The 23,820-nt window shown below is 57.0% G+C and carries 27 protein-coding genes; 14 read left to right on the top strand and 13 right to left on the bottom strand.

Annotation, left to right across the window (positions count from 1 at the left end):
- Window positions 1–10: 10 nt before the first annotated feature.
- The 3 genes from ACFIO0_RS20105 to folK all read right to left on the bottom strand — a co-directional run bounded on the left by ACFIO0_RS20105 (window position 11) and on the right by folK (window position 3,201).
- Complete coding sequence (locus ACFIO0_RS20105) at window positions 11–2,158, bottom strand: RelA/SpoT family protein (RefSeq protein WP_390912195.1); 2,148 nt, start codon at window positions 2,156–2,158, stop codon at window positions 11–13.
- 26 nt (window positions 2,159–2,184) lie between these two features.
- A complete protein-coding gene (rpoZ, locus tag ACFIO0_RS20100) occupies window positions 2,185–2,538 on the bottom strand; it encodes a DNA-directed RNA polymerase subunit omega (RefSeq protein ID WP_390912193.1) in 354 nt (117 codons plus the stop codon).
- Window positions 2,539–2,637: 99 nt separating this feature from the next.
- Entirely contained in the window at window positions 2,638–3,201 is a 564-nt protein-coding gene (folK, locus tag ACFIO0_RS20095; protein ID WP_390912192.1) for a 2-amino-4-hydroxy-6-hydroxymethyldihydropteridine diphosphokinase, read from the bottom strand.
- Window positions 3,202–3,347: 146 nt separating this feature from the next.
- On the opposite strand from folK, the gene ACFIO0_RS20090 reads away from it, so the two are divergent.
- The 8 genes from ACFIO0_RS20090 to ACFIO0_RS20055 all read left to right on the top strand — a co-directional run bounded on the left by ACFIO0_RS20090 (window position 3,348) and on the right by ACFIO0_RS20055 (window position 9,079).
- The gene (locus ACFIO0_RS20090; protein WP_390912190.1) at window positions 3,348–3,923 is read left to right on the top strand and encodes an NYN domain-containing protein; all 576 of its coding nucleotides are present in this window, start codon (window positions 3,348–3,350) and stop codon (window positions 3,921–3,923) included.
- Window positions 3,924–4,056: 133 nt separating this feature from the next.
- Window positions 4,057–5,007, top strand: coding sequence for a 4-hydroxy-3-methylbut-2-enyl diphosphate reductase (gene ispH / locus ACFIO0_RS20085; RefSeq protein ID WP_390912188.1), 951 nt, complete (start codon window positions 4,057–4,059; stop codon window positions 5,005–5,007).
- 110 nt (window positions 5,008–5,117) lie between these two features.
- Complete coding sequence (locus tag ACFIO0_RS20080; protein ID WP_390912187.1) at window positions 5,118–5,732, top strand: LysE family transporter; 615 nt, start codon at window positions 5,118–5,120, stop codon at window positions 5,730–5,732.
- Window positions 5,729–6,181: a DUF3429 family protein gene (locus ACFIO0_RS20075; RefSeq protein ID WP_390912185.1), complete on the top strand. Its 453-nt coding sequence runs from the start codon at window positions 5,729–5,731 to the stop codon at window positions 6,179–6,181. The genes ACFIO0_RS20080 and ACFIO0_RS20075 overlap by 4 nt, the downstream gene beginning before the upstream one ends.
- Complete coding sequence (locus ACFIO0_RS20070) at window positions 6,178–6,771, top strand: methyltransferase domain-containing protein (protein WP_390912183.1); 594 nt, start codon at window positions 6,178–6,180, stop codon at window positions 6,769–6,771. Before ACFIO0_RS20075 ends, ACFIO0_RS20070 begins: the two co-directional genes overlap by 4 nt.
- Window positions 6,764–7,219, top strand: a complete 456-nt coding sequence (gene rnhA / locus ACFIO0_RS20065; RefSeq protein WP_390912182.1) for a ribonuclease HI — start codon at window positions 6,764–6,766, stop codon at window positions 7,217–7,219. The genes ACFIO0_RS20070 and rnhA overlap by 8 nt, the downstream gene beginning before the upstream one ends.
- Window positions 7,216–7,839, top strand: a complete 624-nt coding sequence (locus ACFIO0_RS20060; protein ID WP_390912180.1) for a TRIC cation channel family protein — start codon at window positions 7,216–7,218, stop codon at window positions 7,837–7,839. Before rnhA ends, ACFIO0_RS20060 begins: the two co-directional genes overlap by 4 nt.
- Before the next feature lie 94 nt (window positions 7,840–7,933).
- Window positions 7,934–9,079 carry an amidohydrolase gene (locus ACFIO0_RS20055; RefSeq protein ID WP_390912178.1) on the top strand — a complete coding sequence of 382 codons (1,146 nt, stop codon included), beginning with the start codon at window positions 7,934–7,936 and terminating at the stop codon, window positions 9,077–9,079.
- 3 nt (window positions 9,080–9,082) lie between these two features.
- Here the strand turns inward: ACFIO0_RS20055 and ACFIO0_RS20050 are convergent, their stop codons facing one another.
- The 5 genes from ACFIO0_RS20050 to def (ACFIO0_RS20030) all read right to left on the bottom strand — a co-directional run bounded on the left by ACFIO0_RS20050 (window position 9,083) and on the right by def (ACFIO0_RS20030) (window position 11,850).
- Window positions 9,083–9,319, bottom strand: a complete 237-nt coding sequence (locus ACFIO0_RS20050; protein WP_390912176.1) for a hypothetical protein — start codon at window positions 9,317–9,319, stop codon at window positions 9,083–9,085.
- Window positions 9,320–9,331: 12 nt separating this feature from the next.
- Complete coding sequence (fmt, locus tag ACFIO0_RS20045; protein WP_390912174.1) at window positions 9,332–10,237, bottom strand: methionyl-tRNA formyltransferase; 906 nt, start codon at window positions 10,235–10,237, stop codon at window positions 9,332–9,334.
- A gap of 109 nt (window positions 10,238–10,346) precedes the next feature.
- Window positions 10,347–10,838: a peptide deformylase gene (gene def, locus ACFIO0_RS20040; protein WP_390912172.1), complete on the bottom strand. Its 492-nt coding sequence runs from the start codon at window positions 10,836–10,838 to the stop codon at window positions 10,347–10,349.
- Window positions 10,835–11,335: a peptide deformylase gene (gene def / locus ACFIO0_RS20035; RefSeq protein ID WP_390912171.1), complete on the bottom strand. Its 501-nt coding sequence runs from the start codon at window positions 11,333–11,335 to the stop codon at window positions 10,835–10,837. The genes def (ACFIO0_RS20040) and def (ACFIO0_RS20035) overlap by 4 nt, the downstream gene beginning before the upstream one ends.
- A complete protein-coding gene (def, locus tag ACFIO0_RS20030; protein WP_390912169.1) occupies window positions 11,332–11,850 on the bottom strand; it encodes a peptide deformylase in 519 nt (172 codons plus the stop codon). The genes def (ACFIO0_RS20035) and def (ACFIO0_RS20030) overlap by 4 nt, the downstream gene beginning before the upstream one ends.
- Before the next feature lie 99 nt (window positions 11,851–11,949).
- On the opposite strand from def (ACFIO0_RS20030), the gene ACFIO0_RS20025 reads away from it, so the two are divergent.
- On the top strand, window positions 11,950–13,119 hold the full coding sequence (locus ACFIO0_RS20025) for a PatB family C-S lyase (RefSeq protein WP_390912167.1): 1,170 nt from the start codon (window positions 11,950–11,952) through the stop codon (window positions 13,117–13,119).
- A 46-nt stretch (window positions 13,120–13,165) separates the two neighbouring features.
- Here the strand turns inward: ACFIO0_RS20025 and ACFIO0_RS20020 are convergent, their stop codons facing one another.
- Window positions 13,166–13,519 (bottom strand): hypothetical protein, encoded by a 354-nt coding sequence (locus tag ACFIO0_RS20020; RefSeq protein ID WP_390912166.1) that lies wholly within the window; start codon window positions 13,517–13,519, stop codon window positions 13,166–13,168.
- Window positions 13,520–13,717: 198 nt separating this feature from the next.
- Between ACFIO0_RS20020 and ACFIO0_RS20015 the strand changes: the two genes are divergently transcribed.
- Window positions 13,718–14,698: a glutathione S-transferase C-terminal domain-containing protein gene (locus tag ACFIO0_RS20015; RefSeq protein ID WP_390912164.1), complete on the top strand. Its 981-nt coding sequence runs from the start codon at window positions 13,718–13,720 to the stop codon at window positions 14,696–14,698.
- 9 nt (window positions 14,699–14,707) lie between these two features.
- Here the strand turns inward: ACFIO0_RS20015 and ACFIO0_RS20010 are convergent, their stop codons facing one another.
- Window positions 14,708–15,070 carry a response regulator transcription factor gene (locus ACFIO0_RS20010; protein ID WP_390912163.1) on the bottom strand — a complete coding sequence of 121 codons (363 nt, stop codon included), beginning with the start codon at window positions 15,068–15,070 and terminating at the stop codon, window positions 14,708–14,710.
- Between the two features lie 196 nt (window positions 15,071–15,266).
- Between ACFIO0_RS20010 and ACFIO0_RS20005 the strand changes: the two genes are divergently transcribed.
- From ACFIO0_RS20005 to ACFIO0_RS19995, 3 genes are read left to right on the top strand one after another with little or no spacing between them, the layout of a single operon-like run.
- Window positions 15,267–16,217, top strand: a complete 951-nt coding sequence (locus ACFIO0_RS20005) for an aminotransferase class I/II-fold pyridoxal phosphate-dependent enzyme (RefSeq protein WP_390912162.1) — start codon at window positions 15,267–15,269, stop codon at window positions 16,215–16,217.
- Window positions 16,214–17,122 carry an adenosylcobinamide-phosphate synthase CbiB gene (gene cbiB / locus ACFIO0_RS20000; RefSeq protein WP_390912160.1) on the top strand — a complete coding sequence of 303 codons (909 nt, stop codon included), beginning with the start codon at window positions 16,214–16,216 and terminating at the stop codon, window positions 17,120–17,122. Before ACFIO0_RS20005 ends, cbiB begins: the two co-directional genes overlap by 4 nt.
- Before the next feature lie 14 nt (window positions 17,123–17,136).
- Window positions 17,137–18,297, top strand: coding sequence for a lytic murein transglycosylase (locus ACFIO0_RS19995; RefSeq protein ID WP_390912158.1), 1,161 nt, complete (start codon window positions 17,137–17,139; stop codon window positions 18,295–18,297).
- Between the two features lie 23 nt (window positions 18,298–18,320).
- Here the strand turns inward: ACFIO0_RS19995 and smc are convergent, their stop codons facing one another.
- Both smc and ACFIO0_RS19985 read right to left on the bottom strand, forming a co-directional pair.
- Entirely contained in the window at window positions 18,321–21,776 is a 3,456-nt protein-coding gene (gene smc / locus ACFIO0_RS19990) for a chromosome segregation protein SMC (RefSeq protein ID WP_390912156.1), read from the bottom strand.
- A gap of 126 nt (window positions 21,777–21,902) precedes the next feature.
- On the bottom strand, window positions 21,903–22,313 hold the full coding sequence (locus ACFIO0_RS19985; RefSeq protein ID WP_390912154.1) for a hypothetical protein: 411 nt from the start codon (window positions 22,311–22,313) through the stop codon (window positions 21,903–21,905).
- A 123-nt stretch (window positions 22,314–22,436) separates the two neighbouring features.
- On the opposite strand from ACFIO0_RS19985, the gene ACFIO0_RS19980 reads away from it, so the two are divergent.
- Window positions 22,437–23,204: an FCD domain-containing protein gene (locus tag ACFIO0_RS19980; protein ID WP_390912152.1), complete on the top strand. Its 768-nt coding sequence runs from the start codon at window positions 22,437–22,439 to the stop codon at window positions 23,202–23,204.
- Between the two features lie 24 nt (window positions 23,205–23,228).
- Here the strand turns inward: ACFIO0_RS19980 and ACFIO0_RS19975 are convergent, their stop codons facing one another.
- The gene (locus tag ACFIO0_RS19975) at window positions 23,229–23,759 is read right to left on the bottom strand and encodes a hypothetical protein (protein WP_390912151.1); all 531 of its coding nucleotides are present in this window, start codon (window positions 23,757–23,759) and stop codon (window positions 23,229–23,231) included.
- Between the last annotated feature and the right edge of the window lie 61 nt (window positions 23,760–23,820).

Here is a 23,820-nt window from a genome sequence, read left to right as displayed (position 1 = left end):
AGCCCTTTGTTTAATGGGGACGCGATTGCGTACCGTCCGGTTCAGAAGTTGCCGTATCTCTGTAACGTTCAATTGTTGCGACTTCGTTTTCTGCTTCTAGAACGCGCATCAGCGAATGCAAATGCGACGCGTCTCGTAATTCCACATAAATCAGCAAACGGTAAAAGTCAGGTTTGCGGTCCACAAAATGTAGATCTGAGATATTTGCGCCGGTCTCGCCGATCAAGGTGCAGATACGACCAAGGACACCTGCGTCATTGCCAATCGTCATTTGCAGCGTGGCACCGTACTCGGCCGCGTGGGTACCGTCGTGCCAATGCAGATCGATCCACCGCTCTGGCGATTCCTCGAACGAGGCGAGGCGCGCACAGTCGATGGCGTGCACCATGACGCCCTGACCGCGAAACGTGATGCCGATGATCCGCTCTCCGGGCAAAGGTTCGCAACATGCAGCCCGTTTGAACGACTGCCCTTTGCCCAGGCCGATCACGGCGCGGCGCGAATCCACCGCCTTGCCTTCTTTTGGTGACAGGTCCGGGTAAATCGCGGTGACGACTTCGCGCCCCGTCAGTTCGGCACTGCCAAGACGGGCCAGAACTTCGTCCGCATCCGTCAGGCGCAAATGTTTGGCAGCCGTCGACAGCGCCTTGTCCGTCGCCTTTTTACCAAGTTGCCCAAATGCGGATCGGGCCAGTTCGCGCCCGAGTTTGATAAACCGGTCGCGATCAGCTTCGCGCAGGCTGCGCCGAATTGCGGTTCTGGCTTTGCCCGTTGTGGCAATTTCCAGCCAAGTCGTCTGCGGCGTTTGCCCCTCGGCAGTGATAACCTCGACCGATTGGCCGTTTTTCACACGGGTCCACAGCGGTACGCGCATGCCGTCGATCTTGGCACCCACACAGGCGTTGCCGATCCGCGTGTGGATCGCATAGGCGAAATCGATTGGCGTCGCACCGCGCGGCAGCTTGACCACCTCGCCCTTGGGCGTAAAGCAAAACACCTGATCGGAATACATTTCCAGCTTGACCGCCTCGAGGAAATCCTCGTGGTTTTCTTCTGAATCAAATTGCTCGGTCAACTGCGCAATCCATTTGGATGGATCAACTGCAAACGGGTTTTGCGACCGTTTGCCATCACGATAGGACCAGTGTGCAGCAACGCCGGTTTCGGCGACATCGTGCATCTGACGGGTCCTGATCTGAACCTCGACCCGTTTGCCATCGCGCCCAGAAACCGTGGTGTGGATTGAACGATACCCGTTGGTTTTGGGCTGGCTAACGTAGTCCTTAAAACGGCCCGGAACCGCGAACCAGCGCTGATGGATCGTACCAAGCGTGCGATAAACGTCATCCTCGGAGTCGGTAATGACACGGAACCCGTAAATGTCGGAAAGACGGCTGAACGACAGCTCTTTTTCCTGCATCTTGCGCCAGATCGAATAGGGTTTTTTGGCACGCCCATACACTTCGGCTTTGATGCCTGCCTTTTTCAGCTCGGCCCGCATGTCGCCCGTGATCTTCTGGATCACATCACCGGTTTCGCGTTGCAACAGCACGAAACGGCGCATGATCGATGACCGCCCCTCGGGGTTGAGGACGCGAAAGGCCAGATCCTCCAGCTCTTCGCGCATCCACTGCATCCCCATGCGACCGGCAAGTGGCGCATAGATATCCATCGTTTCACGCGCCTTTTGGACCTGCTTGTCGGGGCGCATGGATTTGATCGTGCGCATGTTGTGCAGACGATCCGCCAACTTGACCAGAATGACGCGCATGTCCTTGGACATGGCCATGAACAGCTTGCGAAAATTCTCGGCCTGCTTGGTTTCAGTGCTGTTCAGCTGCAAGTTGGTCAGTTTGGTGACACTGTCGACCAGCATCGCGATCTCTGTCCCGAACATTTCGGATACGGACGAGAACGACGCCTTGGTGTCCTCGATCGTGTCGTGCAGCAATGCGGTGATGATCGTGGCGTCATCCAGTTGCTGTTCGGTCAGAATGGCAGCAACCGTGACAGGATGACTAAAATAGGGCTCGCCCGAATGACGGAACTGGCCCTCGTGCATAAGGCCGCCATAGTCATAGGCGGCCCTGATAAGCTGTTCATTGGTTTTCGGATTGTAGGTGCGGACCAGAGCGATCAGATCGTCGGCAGATATCATGTGGTCCGCGTCCTAAAGCGTTGTGCTTAGCCTTGGCCCTGAGCGGCCATCAGCTGACGCAGCAACATTTCTTCGTTCATGCTGTCTTCGTCAGGTTTGTCCTGCTCGGCACCCATAAGAAGCGCCATGGCGTCTTCTTCGGCTTCATCAACTTCGATCTGGGTCTGGTTGCTTTCGATCAGACGCTCGCGCAGATCATCAGCGCTCTGGGTTTCTTCGGCGATTTCGCGCAAGGAAACGACAGGGTTTTTGTCGTTGTCGCGGTCAACGGTCACGGCAGAACCGGCCGAAATTTCGCGGGCACGATGTGACGCCAACATAACCAGTTCAAACCGGTTAGGGACTTTGTCTACGCAATCTTCGACGGTGACGCGGGCCATGAGCAAGCTCCAGTAACATAAATGATCAGTGTTAGAGGCCGTTATCTAGTGCCCTTTGGGTGGATTTACAAGCGCATTTTGAACGGTTTTCGTGAGGTTTTATAGGGCCACAACCAGGTCTTTTTCGTCCTGCGGCAACTGCGCCAACATCTGTTTTACACTGAGGCCGGACACAGGATGTACCCAATCGGGGGCCACGTCGGCCATCGGAACCAAAACAAACGCACGGTCTTGTAGGCGAGGATGCGGCAGAATCAGTTGATCAGGTGCGCGCATCTTTTGGGTTTCAATGTGCAGATCACGCCAATGCTGGTAGGTTTCCAGATCAGGTGCCACAACATCGTCGTATGCGATCAGATCCAGATCCAACGTGCGCTGGCCCCAACGCTGAACACGCGCACGGCCAAAATCCTGCTCGATACGGTGCAAGATTGCCAAGGCTTGGGTCGCCGTCCAGTCTGCCTGGATCAAAACCGCGGCATTCAAATAGTCCGGCCCGGCCCCCGCAGGAAAGCAGGGCGTCTGGTAAAATCGACTGGTTGCGCGAATCACCGCCCCATTTTCGCCTATGGATTGAATTGCGTGCCCTAGGGTAACCTTAAGGGATTTTTCCAACGTGGGTTGGTTTGCCCCTAGGGCAACGATCATATTTGAGGTACTCATAGGCGAAATTCCCCCCTTTTGCGCAGAATGGTGACTTGCAGCATCAGCATAAACCCCTATTTTCCCCATTGTGCGTTGCCATATTTCATTTCCACGCCTCACACCACTCACACTCGGGCGCACAAGGTTCTTCGGAAGGACACTTAATGTTTTATAAAGATGAGCGTTTGGCTCTGTTCATCGATGGATCAAATTTGTACGCGGCTGCGAAATCGCTCGGCTTTGATATCGACTACAAACTGCTTCGCACAGAATTTATGCGCCGTGGCAAATTGCTGCGCGCGTTCTACTACACAGCTTTGCTTGAAAATGACGAATATTCGCCGATCCGTCCATTGGTTGACTGGCTGAACTACAACGGCTTCACCATGGTCACCAAGCCGGCCAAAGAATACACCGACTCGATGGGGCGGCGTAAGGTCAAAGGCAACATGGACATCGAATTGGCCGTGGATGCGATGGAACTGGCACCGCGCGTTGACCACATCGTGCTTTTCTCGGGCGACGGTGATTTCCGTCCACTGGTCGAAAGCCTGCAACGCCAAGGCGTGCGCGTCTCTGTTGTGTCAACAATCCGCAGCCAGCCCCCGATGATTTCAGATGAATTGCGCCGCCAAGCGGACAACTTCATCGAGCTGGATGAACTCAAGGACGTCATCGGCCGCCCGCCACGTGAATTCACGCCAGAGCAGCGCGAAACTATGGTTGCAGCACAAGACTAACCTGATCCAAAGTATTGAATGAAACGCCGGCAGGGAAACTTGGCCGGCGTTTTGCATTTTCGCCACTTTTGTGACACTGGACGCCTGAGCGTACGCGCACTACGTATGACGCATGACACTGCCGGAGACGTCCATGACACAATCCCCCCTCACGCTATACCTTGCCGCGCCGCGGGGCTTTTGTGCTGGCGTTGACCGCGCCATCAAGATCGTCGAAATGGCGTTGGAAAAGTGGGGCGCGCCGGTCTTTGTGCGCCACGAAATCGTGCACAACAAATTTGTCGTCGACGGGCTGCGCGACAAAGGGGCGGTGTTTGTCGAAGACTTGTCCGAATGCCCTGATGACCGGCCGGTGATTTTCTCGGCGCACGGGGTGCCAAAATCCGTGCCCAACGCGGCCCTTGCCCGCAATATGGTTTATGTCGACGCCACCTGCCCGCTGGTCAGCAAGGTCCACATCGAGGCCCAGCGCCATTCCGACAATGGCCTGCAAATGATCATGATCGGGCATGAAGGACACCCTGAAACCGTCGGCACCATGGGGCAGCTGCCCGAGGGCGAAGTGCTGCTGGTCGAAACTCCGGACGATGTGGCGACCCTGACTGTCCGTGACCCGGAAAACCTGGCCTACGTGACGCAAACCACACTAAGTGTCGATGACACCGCCGATATCGTGAGCGCGCTGCAAATGCGGTTTCCCGCCATCGTCGGCCCGCACAAAGAAGACATTTGCTACGCCACGACCAACCGCCAAGAAGCGGTCAAAGCCATGGCACCCAAATGCGACGCGATGTTGGTGGTTGGCGCGCCCAACTCTTCCAACTCCAAACGACTGGTCGAAGTAGGCGCACGCGCAGGATGCGGCTATGCACAACTGGTGCAAAGGGCTACAGACATCGACTGGCGAAGCTTGGATGGGATCACGTCTATCGGGATCACCGCTGGGGCCTCTGCCCCGGAAGTGCTGATCAACGAAGTCATCGACGCATTCAAATCACGTTATGACGTGACCACCGAAATGGTCGAAACCGCTATCGAAAACGTTGAATTCAAAGTCCCACGTGTGCTGCGTGAACCTGCCTAGGCCTGTGGTGCATCAAGATGCACCTTACCCGTTTTCATTTCATTTCGCTCTCATCTTGGCCCCGTAAGGGACGCGTGTCGCGTACCATCCACAACAGACAGGACAGCGCAATGATCTCAATTCAGTTCCTCCTGACAGCCTTTGTCGTCGTCATCGCACCGGGCACAGGCGTGCTCTACACTCTTGCCCTTGGATTGGGCCAAGGGCCGCGCGCTGCCATTTGGGCGGCACTTGGCTGTACCTTCGGGATATTGCCGCACTTGATGGCAGCGACGCTTGGCCTTGCCGCAATCCTGCACACCTCAGCGCTGCTCTTTACGGTCGTCAAAATCGCTGGCGTCGCCTACTTGCTCTACCTTGCCTATCTCAGTCTGCGCAGCGGCGGCGCATTGTCGATTGGCCCCAATCGCAAAGCGGAATCCGGCTGGTGCATCGCCCGCCGCGGTGCTCTCATCAATATCTTGAACCCAAAGCTGTCGATCTTTTTCCTTGCCCTTTTGCCACCGTTCCTATCCGGCCAATCTGGCACCGCCACCCTTGAAATGAGCGTGCTCGGAGCGATTTTTATGGCCCTCACGTTCGTGGTGTTTATTGGCTACCGGCTCTTTGCCTCAACGGCACGAAACTTCATCCTTGGGTCAGCGACAATTATGCGCTGGCTCAATCGCGGGTTCGCCGCCGTCTTTTCAGCCCTCGCTGCACGCCTTGCATTGGAACAAGCATGACCGTGATCCCGCGCGCACCTCTGCTGCTTGGGCTTGCTGGCTTGATCCCGTTTCTGTGGGGGGCCGCAACTTACTTAATTGACCCGCTTGCGGATTGGAGCATCACCTATCTGGGGTCGCGATTTACCGGTCCCTACATCCAACTGTTCTACGGCGCGATCATCCTGTCGTTCATGTCCGGCGTGCTGTGGGGATTTGCGACCAAAACCAAAGGCACCCAAGCCGCGATTTGCTACACGCTCGCCACGCTTCCGGCCCTCTGGGCGTTTTTTATGACCGGCGGCGGGCCCACCAGTGCGGCGATGAACCTGATCACCGGCTTTCTTGGGCTGCTTTTGCTTGATTTCGCCTTTTCCAAATGGCAACTCACTCCGGATTGGTGGCTGCCGTTGCGGCTGCTGTTAACCGGCATTGTCTTGATCTGCCTCAGCATCGGAGCCTTCTTATGAGTGATCCTGAAACCTTGGGTGTGTACGCGCAACAAGCCGACAAATACGCGCGCATGACCCATGATGCGAACACCGCTGATCCGATCCTGCATGCCTTTGCCCAATGCCTGCCCGAGGGCGGACATGTGTTGGATCTGGGCTGTGGTCCGGGGGATTCAGCCGCCAAAATGGCCGCAAACGGATTTCGCGTCACCGCAACTGACGCCGTTGCTGAAATGGTTGAATTGGCCAGCAAACACGATGGTGTCACAGCAAAACAAGCGACCTTTGACGACATTAGCGGCACCGATATCTACGATGGCATCTGGGCCAATTTCAGCCTGTTACATGCATCAAAATCCGACATGCCGCGCCACCTTGCAGCACTGAGCCAAGCGTTGAAACCCGGTGGTGTTCTGCACATTGCGTTGAAAACCGGCACCGGCGAACGGCGCGACAAAATCGGGCGGCACTACAGTTATTACACCCAAGACGAACTGACAGGCCTGCTCGGCGCTGCGGGTCTAAAGGTGCAGGACGTTGTAACGGGGTCAGGCACAGGCTTGGACGGATCAATTTCAGAATGGATGGCAATACGCGCGCATGACTAAATTATTTGCATACACAGACGGTGCCTGCAGCGGCAATCCCGGCCCCGGCGGTTGGGGGGCTTTGATGCAGGCGATGGACGGCACCAAGGTCGTAAAAGAGCGTGAGTTGAAGGGCGGCGAGCCCCACACCACCAACAACCGTATGGAGCTGCTGGGCGCGATCAACGCGCTTGAATCGCTTACGCGGAAAACCGAAATCACGATCATCACGGATTCCAACTACGTCAAAAACGGGATCACGTCGTGGATTTTTGGCTGGAAGAAAAACGGTTGGAAGAACGCTGCGAAAAAGCCTGTCGCCAACGCCGAACTGTGGCAGCGTTTGGACATCGCGAACGCAGCGCATGATGTGACGTGGAAGTGGGTTAAAGGACACGCAGGCCATCCCGAAAACGAACGCGCAGATGAACTCGCGCGCGCTGGCATGGCCCCGTTCAAAAGCAAATGAGCTGGCTGGTTTTCCTCGACTATGGATCGGTTTTGGTCTTTGCGCTGACCGGTGCATTGGTCGCAAGCCGAGCACAACTTGACCCCATCGGGTTTTTGTTTTTCGCCTGCCTGACGGCGGTCGGCGGGGGCACTGTGCGTGACGTTCTGCTAGACCGAAATCCGATATTCTGGATCGAACAACCCGCCTACATCGGCGTTGCATGCCTCGCGGCAGGTATCGTATTTTTCACGGCCCACTTGGTAGAAAGCCGTTACCGCGTGCTGACTTGGCTCGATAGTTTTGCCTTGGCCATTGCAGTGGCCGCGGGCGTCGGCGTCGCGATTTCACTAGATCAACACAGCGCAATTGTTATCCTGATGGGCGTCATCACCGGCTGCATGGGCGGGTTAATGCGTGATGTCGTCGTCGACGAGGTGCCGATGGTTTTAAAACAAGGCGAGCTTTACGTATCTGCCGCATTGGCTGGCAGTGCCGCCGCATGGATCACGCATGCTTATGTCGCCGAAGGTCCGATACCACTTGTCGTTGCCGCCGCCGTCACGTGGGGCCTGCGCGCCGGTTCACTGGCATTTGGCTGGCAATTGCCCACGTACAAAGCACGCCCACCAGCAAACTGATTTTGCGCACTGAACGTGTCGCAAAACCTGGATTGTTCCGACGCACGATATGCTACATCCTACTCGCAACACCATGGCCAGAGGATCATCAACCATGCTCACCAATTCAGATTTGGTTGAACTGACCCAGTTTCGCCGTAACCTGCACCGCATGCCCGAAGTGTCCGGCGAAGAAGTTCAAACCGCCCGCACGATTGTCAAAGCGTTAGGCCCTCTCGCCCCCTCAGAAATCATCACCGGTTTGGGTGGCCACGGCGTCGCCGCGATCTTTGACAGCGGAGCCAAAGGGCCAACGGTTCTATTTCGCGCCGAGTTAGACGCGCTGCCGATTCAAGAGTTGTCTGACGCCGATTGGGTTTCGCAGACGCCGGGCAAAGGGCATCTTTGCGGGCACGACGGGCACATGACGATGTTGCTGGCCTTGGGCCGTTTGATCACCCGCAAGCCGGTCAAGACAGGGCGCATTGTGTTAATGTTCCAACCCGCAGAAGAGGACGGAAGCGGCGCGCGCGCGGTTGTCGCCGACCCTGCGTTTCAAGCGATCAAGCCGGACTGGGCCTTTGCCATTCACAACGAACCGGGTCGCGCTTTCGGGTTCGTTTCGACCCGTGCAGGGCTGATCAATTGCGCCTCTCTTGGGCTGGCGATCACGTTGACCGGCAAAACTGCGCACGCAGCGGACCCTCAAGATGGCGTTTCCCCTGCCCCAACGATCGCCAAACTGATCCCGGCCTTGGGGGCCATGGGCGCCGGTGGCGCGTTGGACGATGCGTTTCGATTGGTCACGGTAACCCACGTTAACATCGGCGAACCGACCTTTGGCATCGCGCCCGGCGACGGCGTTGTCTACGCGACGTTGCGCACAGCCCAAGACGCCGCAATGTCGGATTTGAAAAGCGATGCGTGCGCGCTGGCCGAAACCCTATCAGCAGAGGCAGGATTGCAGGTCAGCTTTGAGATTTTTGATGAATTTTCGGCCTCCATCAACGACGCTGACGCAACCGATGTGGCCGTCGCCGCGATGAACGCGATCAATGTGCCAAACGGTGATGCCGGTTTGCCCATGCGCGCATCAGAAGATTTCGGCGTGTTCGGGTGGGGCGCAAAAGCCGCAATGCTGTGTCTTGGACCCGGCGAAAACCACGCCGCATTGCACAATCCGGATTACGATTTTCCCGATGATTTGATCCCCATCGGAGCCGCCATCTTTGAGCGGATCGCCCGCGATCTTTTGGGCTAGACCCTATTTGCGCCAGTGGGTTGGCACGATGATCAACGCGCCAACTGACGATGCAATCGCGTTCAGGCCCGCGCTGCCAAATCCGATCCCGAACATCAGGCGCACAAAGTAAAACAGGAACGCGCCGCCGACGCAGATGATGATGGATTGCAGAATGCCGTTGTGCGTGAAATTCGAGCGCTCGGCCAGATATCCAACGATCCCTGCAATCACAACCGTCCCGATCATCGTTGGAAACATCCGAGGTTTCTCCTACAATTGCGTGCCTTTGGGCACTGGATTTCCACGCAAGAAAACATCTGCGTCCTGTGCACCCTTGCCCGCGCGCTGCAACTTGGTCAAGCGCACAGCGCCATCGCCACAGGCCACGCACAGCGCGTCGTCCAAAGTGACACCGGCAGTGCCTTGGGCAGCAACAAGCGTCGATCCAAGGACTTTGACACGGGTGCCATCCAGTTCAAACCACGCGCCGGGAAACGATGAAAGACCGCGAATTTGGCGGTCAATGTCGAGGGCGGAACGCGACCAATCGATTGCTGCCTCGGACTTGTCGATCTTGGCCGCATAGGTCACGCCCTCGCTTGATTGCGCTTGGGGCGTCACGGTGCCCAGTTGATCCAACGCTTCAACAATTGCCGTGGCCCCCAGTGCGCTCAGGCGGTCATGCAATTGCGCGGTTGTCTCTTGCGAACCAATTTCCAACGGCTTGCAGGATAGAACCGGACCGGTGTCCAAGCCTGCCTCCATCTGCATAATGCACACGCCGGTCTGCGCATCGCCTGCCATAATCGAACGGTGAATAGGCGCAGCCCCGCGCCAACGGGGCAAAAGGCTGGCGTGGATATTCAAACACCCACGCGACGGTGCATCCAAAACCGACTGCGGCAGGATTAATCCATAGGCGACCACAACGGCCACGTCCGCGTTCAAGGCTTGAAACTGCGCTAACGCCTCATCCGTTTTTAACGAAACAGGGTGGCGCACTTCTAAGTCCAATTCCAAAGCGCGGACATGCACTGGCGTCAGGCGGTCCTTCTTGCCGCGCCCAGCTGGTCGCGGAGGCTGCGAATAGACGCAAATGATATCGTGCCCTGCGTCCACCAATGCGTTCAGAACAGGCACAGAGAATTCCGGCGTTCCCATAAAGATTATTCGCATTTCGCCTCCCACCGTGGTGTGCGACACGCACACCTTACCCGCATTCATTGTATCTTGATCCAGGGGGCCTCGTAAGGTGTGCGTGTCGCACACCACCCTCGCTGAAGCCTCAAATTTTTCGTGCTTTGCGCAACAACATATCCCGCTTTACGCGTCCTAACCGGTCAAAGAACATCCGCCCCTGCAGATGATCAATCTGATGTTGCACACTGGTCGCTTCCAAGCCGTCAAAATCTGTCCGCGTGATCATGCCATTTGCATCCAGATAGCGCACAGTCACAACCTTTGGCCGGCTGATTTTGGCAGACACACCGGGCAAGTTCGGGCTGGCTTCGTCATAGACGTTCATCTCGGGTGACGCTTGCAAGACGACTGGATTGGCCAACAAAATCCGGCGCGAACGATCCGGCGTAGCATCGACCACGGCCAATTGAAGCATCACGCCAATCTGCGGGGCCGCAAGTCCAACGCCAGGCATCGCTTCCATCGTTTCGACCATATCGGCCCAGATTGCACGGATGTCATCTGTGATCTCGGAGACTTCGGGGACAGCCGTGCGCAAGCGTTTGTCCGGCCACGGCACGAACGGGCGGGTCGTCATGCGACGCCCTCGTAGTCCGCCTCAACAGCCGCGCGTGTTTCAGTATCAAGGTGGTCGAATGTGATGATCCCGTCCAAGTGATCAATCTCGTGTTGAACACATGCGGCGGCAAACCCGTCAAAGCTTTGAACGCAGCGGCCGCCGTCTAGCGTGGTCCACACCATTTGCACTTGGGACGGGCGGCTGACGGATGCCAACACGCCGGGGATCGACAGACAGCCCTCTTCGCGGCTAACCCGTTCTTCGCCGATCTCTTGCAGCATCGGGTTGATGCACACCAACGGGTCTGAGCGTTTCTCTTTCCAGCCCGCATCCATCACGAACACGCGGTGCGTTGCGCCAACTTGTGACGCGGCCAAACCGCGCCCTTGGGCGGCATACATCGTGTCCAACATATCTGCGGCCAAGGCCCGAACATCGTCGGTAATTTCGGCCACAGGAACACAGGTTTCCGTCAGGCGCACATCAGGCCAGCGGACAATCGGCAGCACGCTCATCCGCGGGCCAATTCACGTTTTAACTTCACCATCTTGCGGGTGATCATCTGACGTTTCAGAGGTTTGAGATAGTCTAGAAACAGTTTGCCATCGAGATGGTCGATTTCGTGCTGCACACAGGTCGCCCACAGCCCATCCATTTCCTCGGATTGCGCGTTGCCGTCACGGTCCATCCAACGAACCTGCACCATCGCGGGGCGGGTCACGTCAGCGAAATGTTCGGGGATCGACAGGCAGCCTTCTTCATAGACGTTGGTTTCGTCTGACGATGCAATCACTTCGGGGTTGAACATGATCAGCGGGCGCGCGGCGGCGCCCTCTTCTTTGACGCAATCCAGCACAACCAAACGGTGCAACACCCCGACCTGCGGTGCGGCCAAACCAACACCGGGGGCGTCATACATCGTTTCCAACATATCGTCCGCCAAAGCGCGCAGGTCATCCGTCAGATCCGGCACAGCGGCGCAGGTCTTTTTCAGGCGGGGATCGGGGTGCAAAAGGATCGATCTTTTCATGCCAGTGATGTAGGACACCCGACCGACATGCGCAACGCCTCTTGCGCCTGCGCGATATCCAAGTAGCCTGCGCGCAAACCTAAAAACGGAGACGACCCCATGAGTTTTGACGACATCATCGACCGACGCGGCAGCCATTGTGTAAAATGGGACATGATGGAGCAGCTCTACGGCGTGCCGACAGATACGGGCCTTGCGATGTGGGTCGCCGACATGGATTTCAAACCACCGCAGTGCATTCTGGATGCGGTGCAGGCTCAAATCGATCACGGGGTGATGGGTTACTTCGGGGATGACAGCAAATACAAGGCCGCGATCAGCTGGTGGATGCAAACGCGCCATGGCTGGACAGTTGAGCCGGAGTGGGTGTTCACCACGCACGGGCTGGTGAACGGCACGGCCATGTGCGTCGATGCCTTTACAAATCCGGGCGACGGCGTGGTGCTGTTCACGCCAGTCTATCACGCGTTTGCCAAAGTGATTAACGCGGCCGGGCGCAAAGTAGTCGAATGCGAATTGGTGAACAAAGACGGGCGTTACGCCATGGATTTTGATGCCTATGAGGCACAAATGACCGGCAACGAAAAGATGGTCATCCTGTGCTCGCCCCACAATCCGGGCGGCACGGTCTGGACCAAATCAGAATTACAAGCGGTCGCACATTTTGCCAAACGGCACGACCTGATCTTGGTCTCTGACGAAATCCACCACGATCTGGTGATGCCCGGGCACACGCACACCCCGATGAGCCTGATCGAAGGGATCACTGAACGCTTGGTGATGATGACCGCGACAACAAAGACGTTCAACATTGCGGGATCCCATTCTGGCAATGTGATCATCGAGGATCCTGATTTGCGCGCACGCTTTGGGGCGCGGATGGCCGCACTTGGCTTGTCTGCAAATTCGTTCGGGCTGTTCATGGCGACGGCCGCCTATTCACCCGAAGGCGCGGCGTGGGTTGATGAGTTGGTCGAATATCTGGATGGCAATCGCAAACTGTTTGACGACGGGATCAACGCAATCCCGGGCTTGGCTTCGATGAACCTGGAGGCGACCTATCTGTCTTGGGTGGATTTTGACGGAACCGGCATGAGCCGCGAAGATTTTACCAAGCGGGTAGAGCAAGACGCGCAAATCGCGGTGAACCATGGGCCAACGTTTGGCACTGGCGGCGATACGTTCTTGCGGTTCAACATCGCGACGCCGCGCACACGTGTTCAAGAGGCGGTTGAACGGCTGGCAAAAGCCTTTGGCGATTTACAGTAAGAGACAGCGCGCATCAAAAGGTGGAGGACACCTCCACCTTACATGATCACCGTGCGTCGGCGAGCAAAGCAACCGGCGCATTTGTCCGCTTTTCAAAATCAAGCGCAGGCGCATTGGCGACGGCTGTCAGGCGTTTGAATTCAAACCGAATCTCGCCCTCTGCCTCTTCGTGGGCGACAATCAGGCATTGAAACAGATGCACCGCACCGTCGTACAGATCAACATAACCACGCAAATGTGGGGCCGTTGCCGCATCGATGGAAAACCCTGTCTTCCACATCCGTAATACTGAATAGAGCACGCCATCGGCATCCAGACGCAAGCGCGACGCCTTTTTCAAACCGGCCAAGCGGGCACGATCCAGACCGTCTTGTACTTCTTTTGGAACATACGTTGACATAGTGCGACTCCATTTCCCCTACGATCAAAGATGACCCTATCTGTAGGACCTGCAAGTTAAATTTCAGTGACAGTGCCGCGACCTGCCCGCGTGTGTTGCAGATTTGTGCATTTGTGCAGACCACCTGCGCGAGCACACGGCTGGTCACATCAGCGCCCTCACCCTACGTTTGATCCAACGCAACAAGGGAGAACGCGCATGGGCCTATTGGTTGACGGCATCTGGCATGACACATGGTACGACACAAAATCGTCCGGTGGAAAATTTGAACGCGCGGCGGCGAAATTTCGCAACTGGATTACGGCAGATGGCACCGCAGGGCCCTCAGGCCTAGACGGATTCAAAGCAGAATCGGATCGCTACCACCTGTACGTCAGCTATGCCTGCCCTTGGGCACACCGTGCATTGATCTTTCGCGCGCTAAAAGGGCTGACGGCGCACATCGGCGTCTCTGCGGTGCACCCCGACATGCTGACTGACGGCTGGACGTTTGAGACGGACAACAACGGTGCGACGGGCGATGCTCTGTTTGGCCTGCCTTTTGCCCGCGACATCTACACCAAAGCCGATCCACAATTTTCCGGTCGCGTGACTGTGCCAATCCTATGGGACACGCAGCGTCAAACGATTGTCAGCAACGAAAGTTCCGAGATTATCCGAATGTTCAATTCCGCCTTTGACGCAATCACGGGCAACACGAATGACCTTTGGCCCTTAGCCATGCGCGACGACATCGAAATAGTTAACGAACGCATCTACAACACGTTCAACAACGGCGTTTACCGCTGTGGGTTTGCGACGACACAGACCGCCTACGACGACGCTGTAACCCCGCTGTTCGACACGCTGGACTGGCTTGAGGACCGGCTAAGCACCCGTCGATATTTGATGGGGGATCAACTGACCGAAGCCGATTGGCGGCTGTTCACGACGCTTGTGCGATTTGATCCGGTCTATCATTTGCATTTCAAATGTAACCGGAAACGGATCGTAGATTGCCCAAACCTGTGGGCCTACACGCGCGAGTTATTTCAGATGGAGGGCGTGGCAGAGACGGTGAATATGAACCACATTGTGCGCCACTATCACTACAGTCACGACAGCATCAATCCGCACCGGATCATCCCGATCAATCCAGCGATTGATTTCCTTGAACCGCATGGGCGCTCAGCCATCTAGATTTTGCGCTTAACGCACGGATGCATAATGTTCGACCATCGCCGCCAGGTCTTCTGGCGGCGTTTCGCTTTGTACGTAGGCGCAAGCATTCTGGGCGTGGGCAAAGATTGACCCATCCGAGAAAAAGCTGGTGTTGGTGACGAATATCACCCGCGCATCGGGCCGGCGGAAGCTTGCGAAATCAGAGATCGTAAGCGAACTGCCTTCCTCTAACACGAGGTCCAGAATGATGATGTCAGGAGAGTTATCCCGCAAATGTTCGATTGCATCTGTTTGCCCATGAACCAGTGTCACGCTTGCTGCGAGACGTTCCAGATGGCGTTGCCAAAGCACGCCAAGATCATGTCGGCTTTCAACAATCAGAACATTCATAGGGCCTCCGAAAACGGTTTTACTAAGCTTAATAAAATATTACCTGACATAAACGCTGGAACACTTAACAAACTATTAATAAGTTCTGGAAAAACTTAACAATCCGGGGCGCACTTGCAAGTCTGGCCGGTTTCCGCTTTCTCAAGCTGGAAGTCAGGCGGAAAGTCGCCTTTTGGTCGCGCGAAAGCAAAAATAGTTGATAAAAGCACACACAAGTTCTGCCAAAGATCATGGGGGCGGTTTAGACGCTGCGGCCCGTACATTTGGCGGCACGCGCGCTGAGTGGATGGATTTGTCCACCGGCATTAACCCTTTGCCCTACGATGCAGGCGCTGTTCCGCCGGATGCGTGGACTGCCTTGCCAGATGCAGGCGCGCATGACGCATTGATTGCTGCCGCGCGCAGTTTTTGGAATGTTCCGGATGGGGCCGCGATACTTGCAGCACCCGGTGCCTCGTGTCTGATTGCAAACATGCCGCGATTGGCCAACAAAGGCACCGTTTCGATCCACGGCCCCACATACAACGAACATGCGGCCGCCTTTGATGCCGCTGGGTGGGCGGTAAATGGCACGCAACCTGATGCCACTGTTGTGGTTAATCCAAACAATCCTGACGGGCGGATTTGGCATCCAAAAGAGTTAACAACCCAGCTGCGCATCATCGACGAAAGCTTTTGTGACGTGACACCTGACGCCACGCACATGGCCGACGCGGCAGCATCCGGCACGGTGATCCTAAAGAGCTTTGGTAAATTCTGGGGGCTTGCGGGTTTGCGATTGGGCTTTGCCATTGGCGATCCCGAATTGATCAACGCGCTGAAACAGATGCTCGGGCCATGGCCGGTGTCCGGTCCAGCGCAACACATCGGGGCGGTGGCCTTGCGCGATCAGGAATGGGCCAAAGACACCCGTGACCGGTTGACCAAAGACGCCGCACGTTTGGACAACCTGATGACTGGCAAAGGTGCCAGTGTTGTTGGCGGCACGACGCTGTTTCGCTTGTATGACGTCGGCGACGCAGCGGCGTACCAAACCCGCCTTGCGCAATCCCAAATCTGGTCGCGCATATTTCCATATTCCGATAGCTGGTTACGCCTAGGCCTGCCACACCCCCTTGATTGGGCACGGTTGGAGAACGCGGTATGAGCCTCGCGTTTCTGTTGTTCTTGGCGATGCTGTTGGACGCTGTGATGGGCGAACCAAAATGGCTTTGGACCACACTGCCGCATCCCGCAGTACTGATGGGCCGCGCCGTGGGGTATTGTGATACGCGGTTCAACACGGGCACGCAAAAACGCCAGAACGGTATCCTAGTCCTGATCGGTTTGGTGCTGGCTGCTGGGCTGCTCGGATATATCATCAGCCTGTTTGGCGGCATTGTCACAGTCATCGTCGCCGCGATCCTGCTCGCTCAGAAATCACTAGCCCAGCATGTTGGCAACGTTGCTCAGGGGCTGCGTATGTCGCTAGCCGAAGGGCGTCGCCAAGTCGCCATGATCGTTGGTCGTGACACCCGCGGCATGGATCAAAGTGCAGTTACACGCGGTGCCATAGAAAGCGGCGCAGAAAACCTGAGCGACGGTGTCATTGCCCCTGCTTTTTGGTTTTTGATCGGTGGCTTGCCCGGTTTGCTAATTTACAAAATCGTGAACACGGCTGACAGCATGATTGGCTATCGCACCGAACGGCACGAAGAATTCGGCTGGGCGGCTGCGCGTTTTGACGATCTGCTGAACTGGATCCCCGCGCGCCTGACAGCCGTGCTCATCGCCTTGCCTGCCGGTGTCATCGGACAGATGAAACTGATCCGACAGGATGCCAAGCTGCACCGTTCGCCAAACGCAGGCTGGCCAGAATCCGCAATGGCGCGCGCACTGAATGTCGCGCTGTCAGGGCCTCGATCCTACGACGGCACCCTCCGGGATTTCCCGTGGATTCACGCAAATGGCAACCGAAGCCCGGACCAAACGGCCATTGACGCGGCCTGCGCAATGCTGTGGAAAGCATGGGCCGTCCTGCTTATGGTCGTGTTTGTGATCGCTTTGTTTTAATTGATTGGACCCCCATGCGCCTTCTCGCTCTTGCCGCTGCACTTCTCATTCCTACCCTTGGACAGGCTCAATGCGGCGGATCGTTCAGCAGCTTTAAGGCAGGGATCAAATCCGAGGCAGTTTCGGCAGGCATTCCAGCTGCAAAAGCAGACGCGTTTCTGGCAGGCACCCGCCAAGACAACAAAGTGCTCAAGGCTGACCGTGCCCAAGGCGTGTTTCAAAAACCCTTTATCGAATTTTCGCGGCGTTTGATATCGAACAGCCGGATCAACGCAGGGCGCAGCAACGCCAAGCGCTATAATTCAGTGTTCAAAAACATCGAAAACACCTACGGCGTGAACCGCAATGTGCTGCTGGCTTTCTGGGCATTTGAAACCGATTACGGCGCGTTTCAGGGCGATTTCAACACCGCCAACGCCTTGCTTACTCTGGCGCATGATTGCCGCCGCCCCGATCTGTTCCGCCCACAAGTGATTGCGGCCATGACCCTGCACGCCCGCGGTCAATTTGATCCGGCGCGCACGACAGGGGCCTGGGCCGGCGAAATCGGCATGGTGCAAATGCTGCCCCGTGACATCATCGAAAACGGTGTGGATGCGGATGGTGACGGGCGTGTGTCGCTGAAAACTTCCGCCCCCGACGCGCTGACATCAGGCGGCAAAATGCTGCAACATCTTGGCTGGCAGGCGGGGCAACCCTGGCTGCAAGAAGTCAGCGTGCCCAGCAATATGGATTGGTCTGCGTCTGGCTTGAACACCGTAAAATCTGCTGGCGAATGGCAAAAACTGGGCGTCCAAGCCCGTGGCGGCACGCTTACAAATTTGCCTGCCTCACTGATTTTGCCGCAAGGGCACAAAGGACCGGCATTCCTCGCTTATCCAAATTTCAGCGTTTATTTCGAGTGGAACCAATCGTTTACGTATGTTTTGACGGCCGCCTACTTTGCGACCCGCCTGCAAGGTGCCCCTGTCTATGACGCAGGAAACCCTGACACTGGCCTGTCGAGCCGCCAGATGAAACAACTGCAATCGAAACTGCAAGAACGTGGCTACAACGTGGGCAAAGTCGACGGAATTCTGGGGGCACGTACGCGCGATGCGGTTCAAAAGGAACAACAGCGGCTTGGCTTGCCTGCTGATGCTTGGCCAACGCCCAGATTGTTGCAAAACCTCTGAGGCGCAAAACAGGCCGCGCGACTTTAGTTGACCATTGCGGCCGCTTTTTTCAGATCAACGGACACCAACTGACTGACCCCTTGCTCGGCCATCGTCACACCAAACAACCGGTCCATCCGCGCCATCGTCACCGCGTGGTGCGTGATGATCAGAAACCGCGTATCCGTCTGGCGGCACATCTCGTCCAGAAGATCACAAAACCGCGTGACGTTGGCGTCATCCAAAGGCGCGTCGACCTCGTCTAGCACACAGATCGGTGCGGGGTTCGCAAGGAACACAGCGAAAATCAGCGCCATCGCTGTTAACGTTTGCTCGCCCCCCGACAGCAAGCTGAGCGTGCTCAGTTTTTTGCCCGGCGGTTGGCACATGATCTCAAGCCCGGCTTCTAGCGGATCTTCGCTTTCTACCATCACAAGGTTCGCTTCGCCGCCACCAAACAAGTGCGTGAACAGCAATGCGAAATTGGTGTTCACTTGCTCAAACGCGGTCAAAAGCCGTTCGCGGCCTTCGCGGTTCAGACTGGCGATGCCACTACGCAGCGTCTTGATCGCTTCTTCTAGGTCCAGCTTTTCGTTGACCAAACTATCGTGCTCGACCTGAACCTCTTTGGCGTCTTCTTCGGCCCGCAAATTGACCGCACCCAAGGCATCGCGCTGCCGCTTCAAGCGGTTCACGTCAGCATCCAAACCTTCGACCCCGGGGATGTTTTCAGGGGTCACATCCAGCGATGTCAGCAGCTGGTTTGGCGTCTTTTGTTGCTCTTCTGCGATCCGTTCTGCTGCGGCTGTCACGGTTTCTCGGGCGGCCTCCGCACGCGCTTCGGAACGCGCCCGCGCCTCACGGGCCTCGGATGCCAAACGCTCCGCGTCGCGTTCATTCATCGTCGCATCACGCAACGCGCCTTCGGCCACGCTGAGTGCATCAGAGGACGCCGCTTTGCGTGTCTCGGCCTCTGCGATTGCCAAGCCCAATTCGTCACGTTTTGCGGCCAATTCAGCCGGTGCTGCCTGCGCAGTTTTCAGTTCAGCCTGCGAGGTGTCCTTGCGTTCAACCAGCTCGGCCGTCCGCTTTTCCGCGGTTTCCAAACGATGGCGCCAGCCGCTGATTTCTTTGGTCACTTCTTGGCCACGTTTGGTGCGCGCCTCGCCCTCGCGGCGCACCTCATCGTGGCTAGAACGGCGCGACATCATCGTGATGCGCGCGGCCTCAACCGTCATGCGCAGGTCCTCGACTGCAGCGCGTTCGGCTTCAACGTCACCCAAATCTGCAAGCGCGCGTTCGGCTTCCAACACCCGACTGCGTGCGCCCATCGCCTCTTCTTCGTGGCGCTTTACCGCCAAACCAAGCGATTCCAAACGCCCTTGCGCCAGATTGCGATCCGCCTCGGCACGGCTAAGGGCACGGCCCGCATCCGCAACCATCTGATCCGCATTGCGGCGGGCGGCACGGGCTGCGCGATCTGCTTCGGTTTGTTCGCCCAACAAGGCTGTTAGGGCTTCGTGTGCGCCACGTGCACCTTCGGCCCGCTGGCTGGCCTGTTCCAGCGTTTGTTTCAATTCCTCAAGCCGGTTTAGCTGCTGCAACCGCAACGCCGCCGCACTTGGCGCGTCTTCGGCCCACGCGCGATATCCGTCCCAGCGCCATAAATCCCCCTCGGGCGACACAAGGCGTTGGCCGGGTTTCAACAGCGGTTGCAACCGCAGCGCATCATCGCTGTCAACCAGCCCGATTTGCGACATCCGGCGCACCAGAACCTCGGGGACCGACACGTGTTCGGTCAAGGCAGTCACCCCGTCCGGCAGGGGCTGGTCAACGTCGTAGGGGGGCAAAACGGCCCAACCGGACGGGCCATCCACCTCGACCTCTGGCGCGCGTAAATCATCAGCCAAAGCAGCGCCCAAAGCCTTTTCAAAACCCTGTTGCACCTGCAAGCGATCAAGGATTTGCCCGCCCTCAGCCGTGTCGCGTTTCACCAAATTCGCCAGCGCACCCGTTTCAGCACGCAAGGCATTCATCTCGCCCTCGGCCTCAGAGCGTTCGCCGCGCGCATCCGCCTCACGCGACTGCGTTTCCGCCCGCGCCGTTTCAGCAGCAATCAACGCTTCATCTGCTTGGTTCGCCGATGTTTCCGCCTGAACTGACGCGCCTTGCGCCGCTTCAAAATCAACACCCGCTTTGGCCAGTGCCGCCTGACTTTGGCTTACTGCTTCACGGGCTTTGGCAGCCTCGGATTCGGATTTTTCCTCGGTTTTTCGGCTGTCTTGCAAAAGGCGTTGTGCAGATCCGTGTCGGGCGGCCAAGCGCGCGACATCTTCAGTTTTCTCACCCAGATCGGACTCGCGGGATTGCAACACCTGGGCCGCTTCACGCGATGCCTCACCAGCGTCATTCAGGCGCGCATCATGCCCTTCGCCGGCCTTTGCCAACTCCCGTGCTTCCCATTCCAAACGCTCAATTGTTTCGCCTGCGTCACGGTTCAGACCGCCTTCGCGCTCGATGTCTTTGATCAACTGATCGATGCGATTGCTTAAGGTTTGAATGGTCTGCTCGGCTTGGGTTTCCTGGTCGGACAACGTGTCACGCTGAACGGCCAAACGTTGCAGAACCGCGGCTGCAATCGCTTCTTCTTCGCGCAGCGGTGGCAAGGACGTTTCCGCCGCCCCCCGCGCTTTGATGGCCGCTTGGACCAGACCTTCGGCTTGCGCCGCTTCGGTCACCCGCCCCCGCAGCGTGTCATCTGCGGATGCGCGCGCATCGTCTGCCTCACGCCAGCGCCGATACAGCAACATGCCTTCGGTGCGGCGCAATTCTTCGCCGATTTCACGGTATCGCGCGGCCTGACGGGCTTGTCGTGCCAACTGCGCCAATTGATTGGCGAGCTGTTCAATTACGTCATCGACGCGCGACAGATTTGTCTCGGCACCTTTTAATTTCAACTCAGCCTCGTGGCGGCGCTGATACAGACCCGAAATGCCTGCAGCTTCTTCCAAAATCCGGCGGCGGTTTTTGGGTTTCGCGTTGATCAGCTCGGCGATCTGGCCCTGACGAACCAACGCCGGCGAGTGTGATCCGGTCGAGGCATCCGCGAACAACATTTGCACGTCGCGGGCGCGCACATCCTTGCCAGCCGCCTTGTAGGCGCTGCCGACGTCACGCGTAATGCGGCGCACGATTTCAAGCGCGTCCATGTCGTTGAACCCAGCCGGGGCAAGGCGTTCAGAGTTATCAATGTGCAGCGATACTTCGGCAAAATTGCGGGCGGGGCGGGTCGCAGCACCTGCAAAAATCACGTCTTCCATGCCACCGCCGCGCATCGCAGTCGGGCGGTTTTCCCCCATAACCCAGCGCAACGCTTCGAGCAGATTCGATTTGCCACAGCCGTTCGGACCCACAACGCCGGTCAAACCATCTGCGATGATCAAATCCGTAGGGTCTACAAAGCTTTTAAAGCCCGTCAGTCTGAGTTTCGAAAAGCGCAATGGCGTCTCATTTGCTGATTCCGCATGAAGGAACAGCGTGACGGGGCGCATAGGGCTCTGTCAATCGTCTCGTACTACAAACAGCGCAATCGGCGGAGTTATCCACAACATATCGCGGTCTACGTGCTAAAACTGCAGAGGAACCGGATCGCAATTGAGGATGTAATCGGGCTCATTGGACGCACGATCAGGGAACCCTTCGACTTTACGACACTCAAAATACTTCGCGCCTCGCTTTTTAGGTGGAAGACCGCTGCCGCAATCAAGCCGTGCCTGAATCACCGCTTGATCACCGGAAATATCATGCACACGACAACCGCTTACCTGTTCCATCGCGATTGCCGCGCGTCCGCCAATTGGACCCATTCGCGGCGCATACTGGGCGTTAGTGCGCAGTGCTTCTGCGTATAGATCCTTGATCCGGACATCAAAGGTCGAACCGTCAACCGTAACAGTGCGAACAGGCGCATCGCGAAAGGCTTGGCTCGGTGTATTACAGGCTGCCAAAAGCAACATCAGAGGGATAAAACGTATCATCGTTGCACTGTGTCAGCCCATGGTTAACACTTTCTGAATTCGGGCAGAAAACTGGTCACGTTCAGAACAAATTGCCCCCTTGGCTATTTGGTTATATAATTTGACCAATCGAGGAAACCGCCCATGCCCTTCCAAACTGTCCAACCCGAAAAACTGTCTGGTGCCGTCGTGCGTCAGGTCGAAGAATTGATCTTGCGTGGTGTGCTGCGCCCCGGCGAACGCCTGCCGGCTGAACGCGAATTGGCGGATCGTTTGGGCGTGTCACGGCCGTCGCTGCGCGATGCGATTGGCATGTTGCAAGACTCAGGCCTGCTGACCGCCCGCCCCGGCGCCGGTGTCTTTGTCGCTGATGTTTTGGGATCCGCCTTTGCGCCTGCCTTAACCCAGTTGTTTTCGCGCCACGAAGAGGCGGTTTTCGACTACCTGTCTTTCCGGCGCGACATGGAAGGGTTGGCAGCCGAACGTTCAGCGCGGCTTGCCTCGGACACCGATCTGAAAGTTGTGCAGGCAGTGTTCGACAAGATGGAAGCGGCCCATTCCAAACGCAATGCCGAGGATGAGGCGCAACTGGATGCACAATTCCACATGGCAATTATCGAGGCCAGCCACAACGTAGTGATGCTGCACATGATGCGTTCGATGTACCAGCTGCTGCGCGAAGGGGTGTTTTACAACCGCCAAGTCATGTTCAAACAACGCACCACGCGGCAGGTGTTGCTGGACCAGCACCGCGCGATCAACGCGGCCTTGCAGGTCCGGGATGCAGAGGCTGCAAAAACAGCAGTTCACGCACATCTGGACTACGTCGAGGACAGCTTGCGTGATCAGCAAAAGGCACAGAAAAACGAGAAAATCGCCCAGCTCCGGCTGGACCACGAAACCGGTGCCTAGCCCGACGGACCCAGCCCCAACGCGTTAATGCGCGTTTTGATACGCCAAAACGTCCCACCGGGATGGGGGCACAGCAAACGGCGGGTTAAACCGCGAATGCGTAAACGTCCCCATGTTGATCCCTAGACCAATCGTCGCGCTAATCCCTCCGCCTTTGAATTCAAACATTTCGCGTTCCCACGTGTCCTTGACCACAAATTCATTGCCTGCAATTTCCGCGACGCCACCCGTGACGCCAAAGGCAATTTCGTTCATCGTCGCCCCTTTGATCTGTTTGGCAGCAAAGGGGCACGTGATGGTCAGATGGTCGTCCACACTGCCGCCAGCAGAACTGGCCAAGGCCGCGCTGATCGACTCGCCGTCCATGTCCAATTCGGCCCCCACCGTCAATCCGACGCCAAGACCGGTAGACAGACTGGCACAACACAGATTTAGGCTAGGGCTCCAGAACCGCCAAAGTGCTGCATTCGCACGCAAGACGGCACCAATATTTCCACTGACAACAATGTCGATGCGCCAATCGCGCGTGGGCGTGGTATACGCGGGATGGTCCATAAATTTGCTCCTATAAATGCAGATAGGATAGACCCATTTCCAAACGCATTTCCAGAAATTG

Source organism: Pseudosulfitobacter sp. SM2401 (assembly GCF_042932805.1).
Lineage (GTDB): Bacteria > Pseudomonadota > Alphaproteobacteria > Rhodobacterales > Rhodobacteraceae > Ascidiaceihabitans.
The sequence above is the reverse complement of the archived record's forward strand: the minus strand, read 5'-3'. Positions and strand labels throughout refer to the sequence as shown.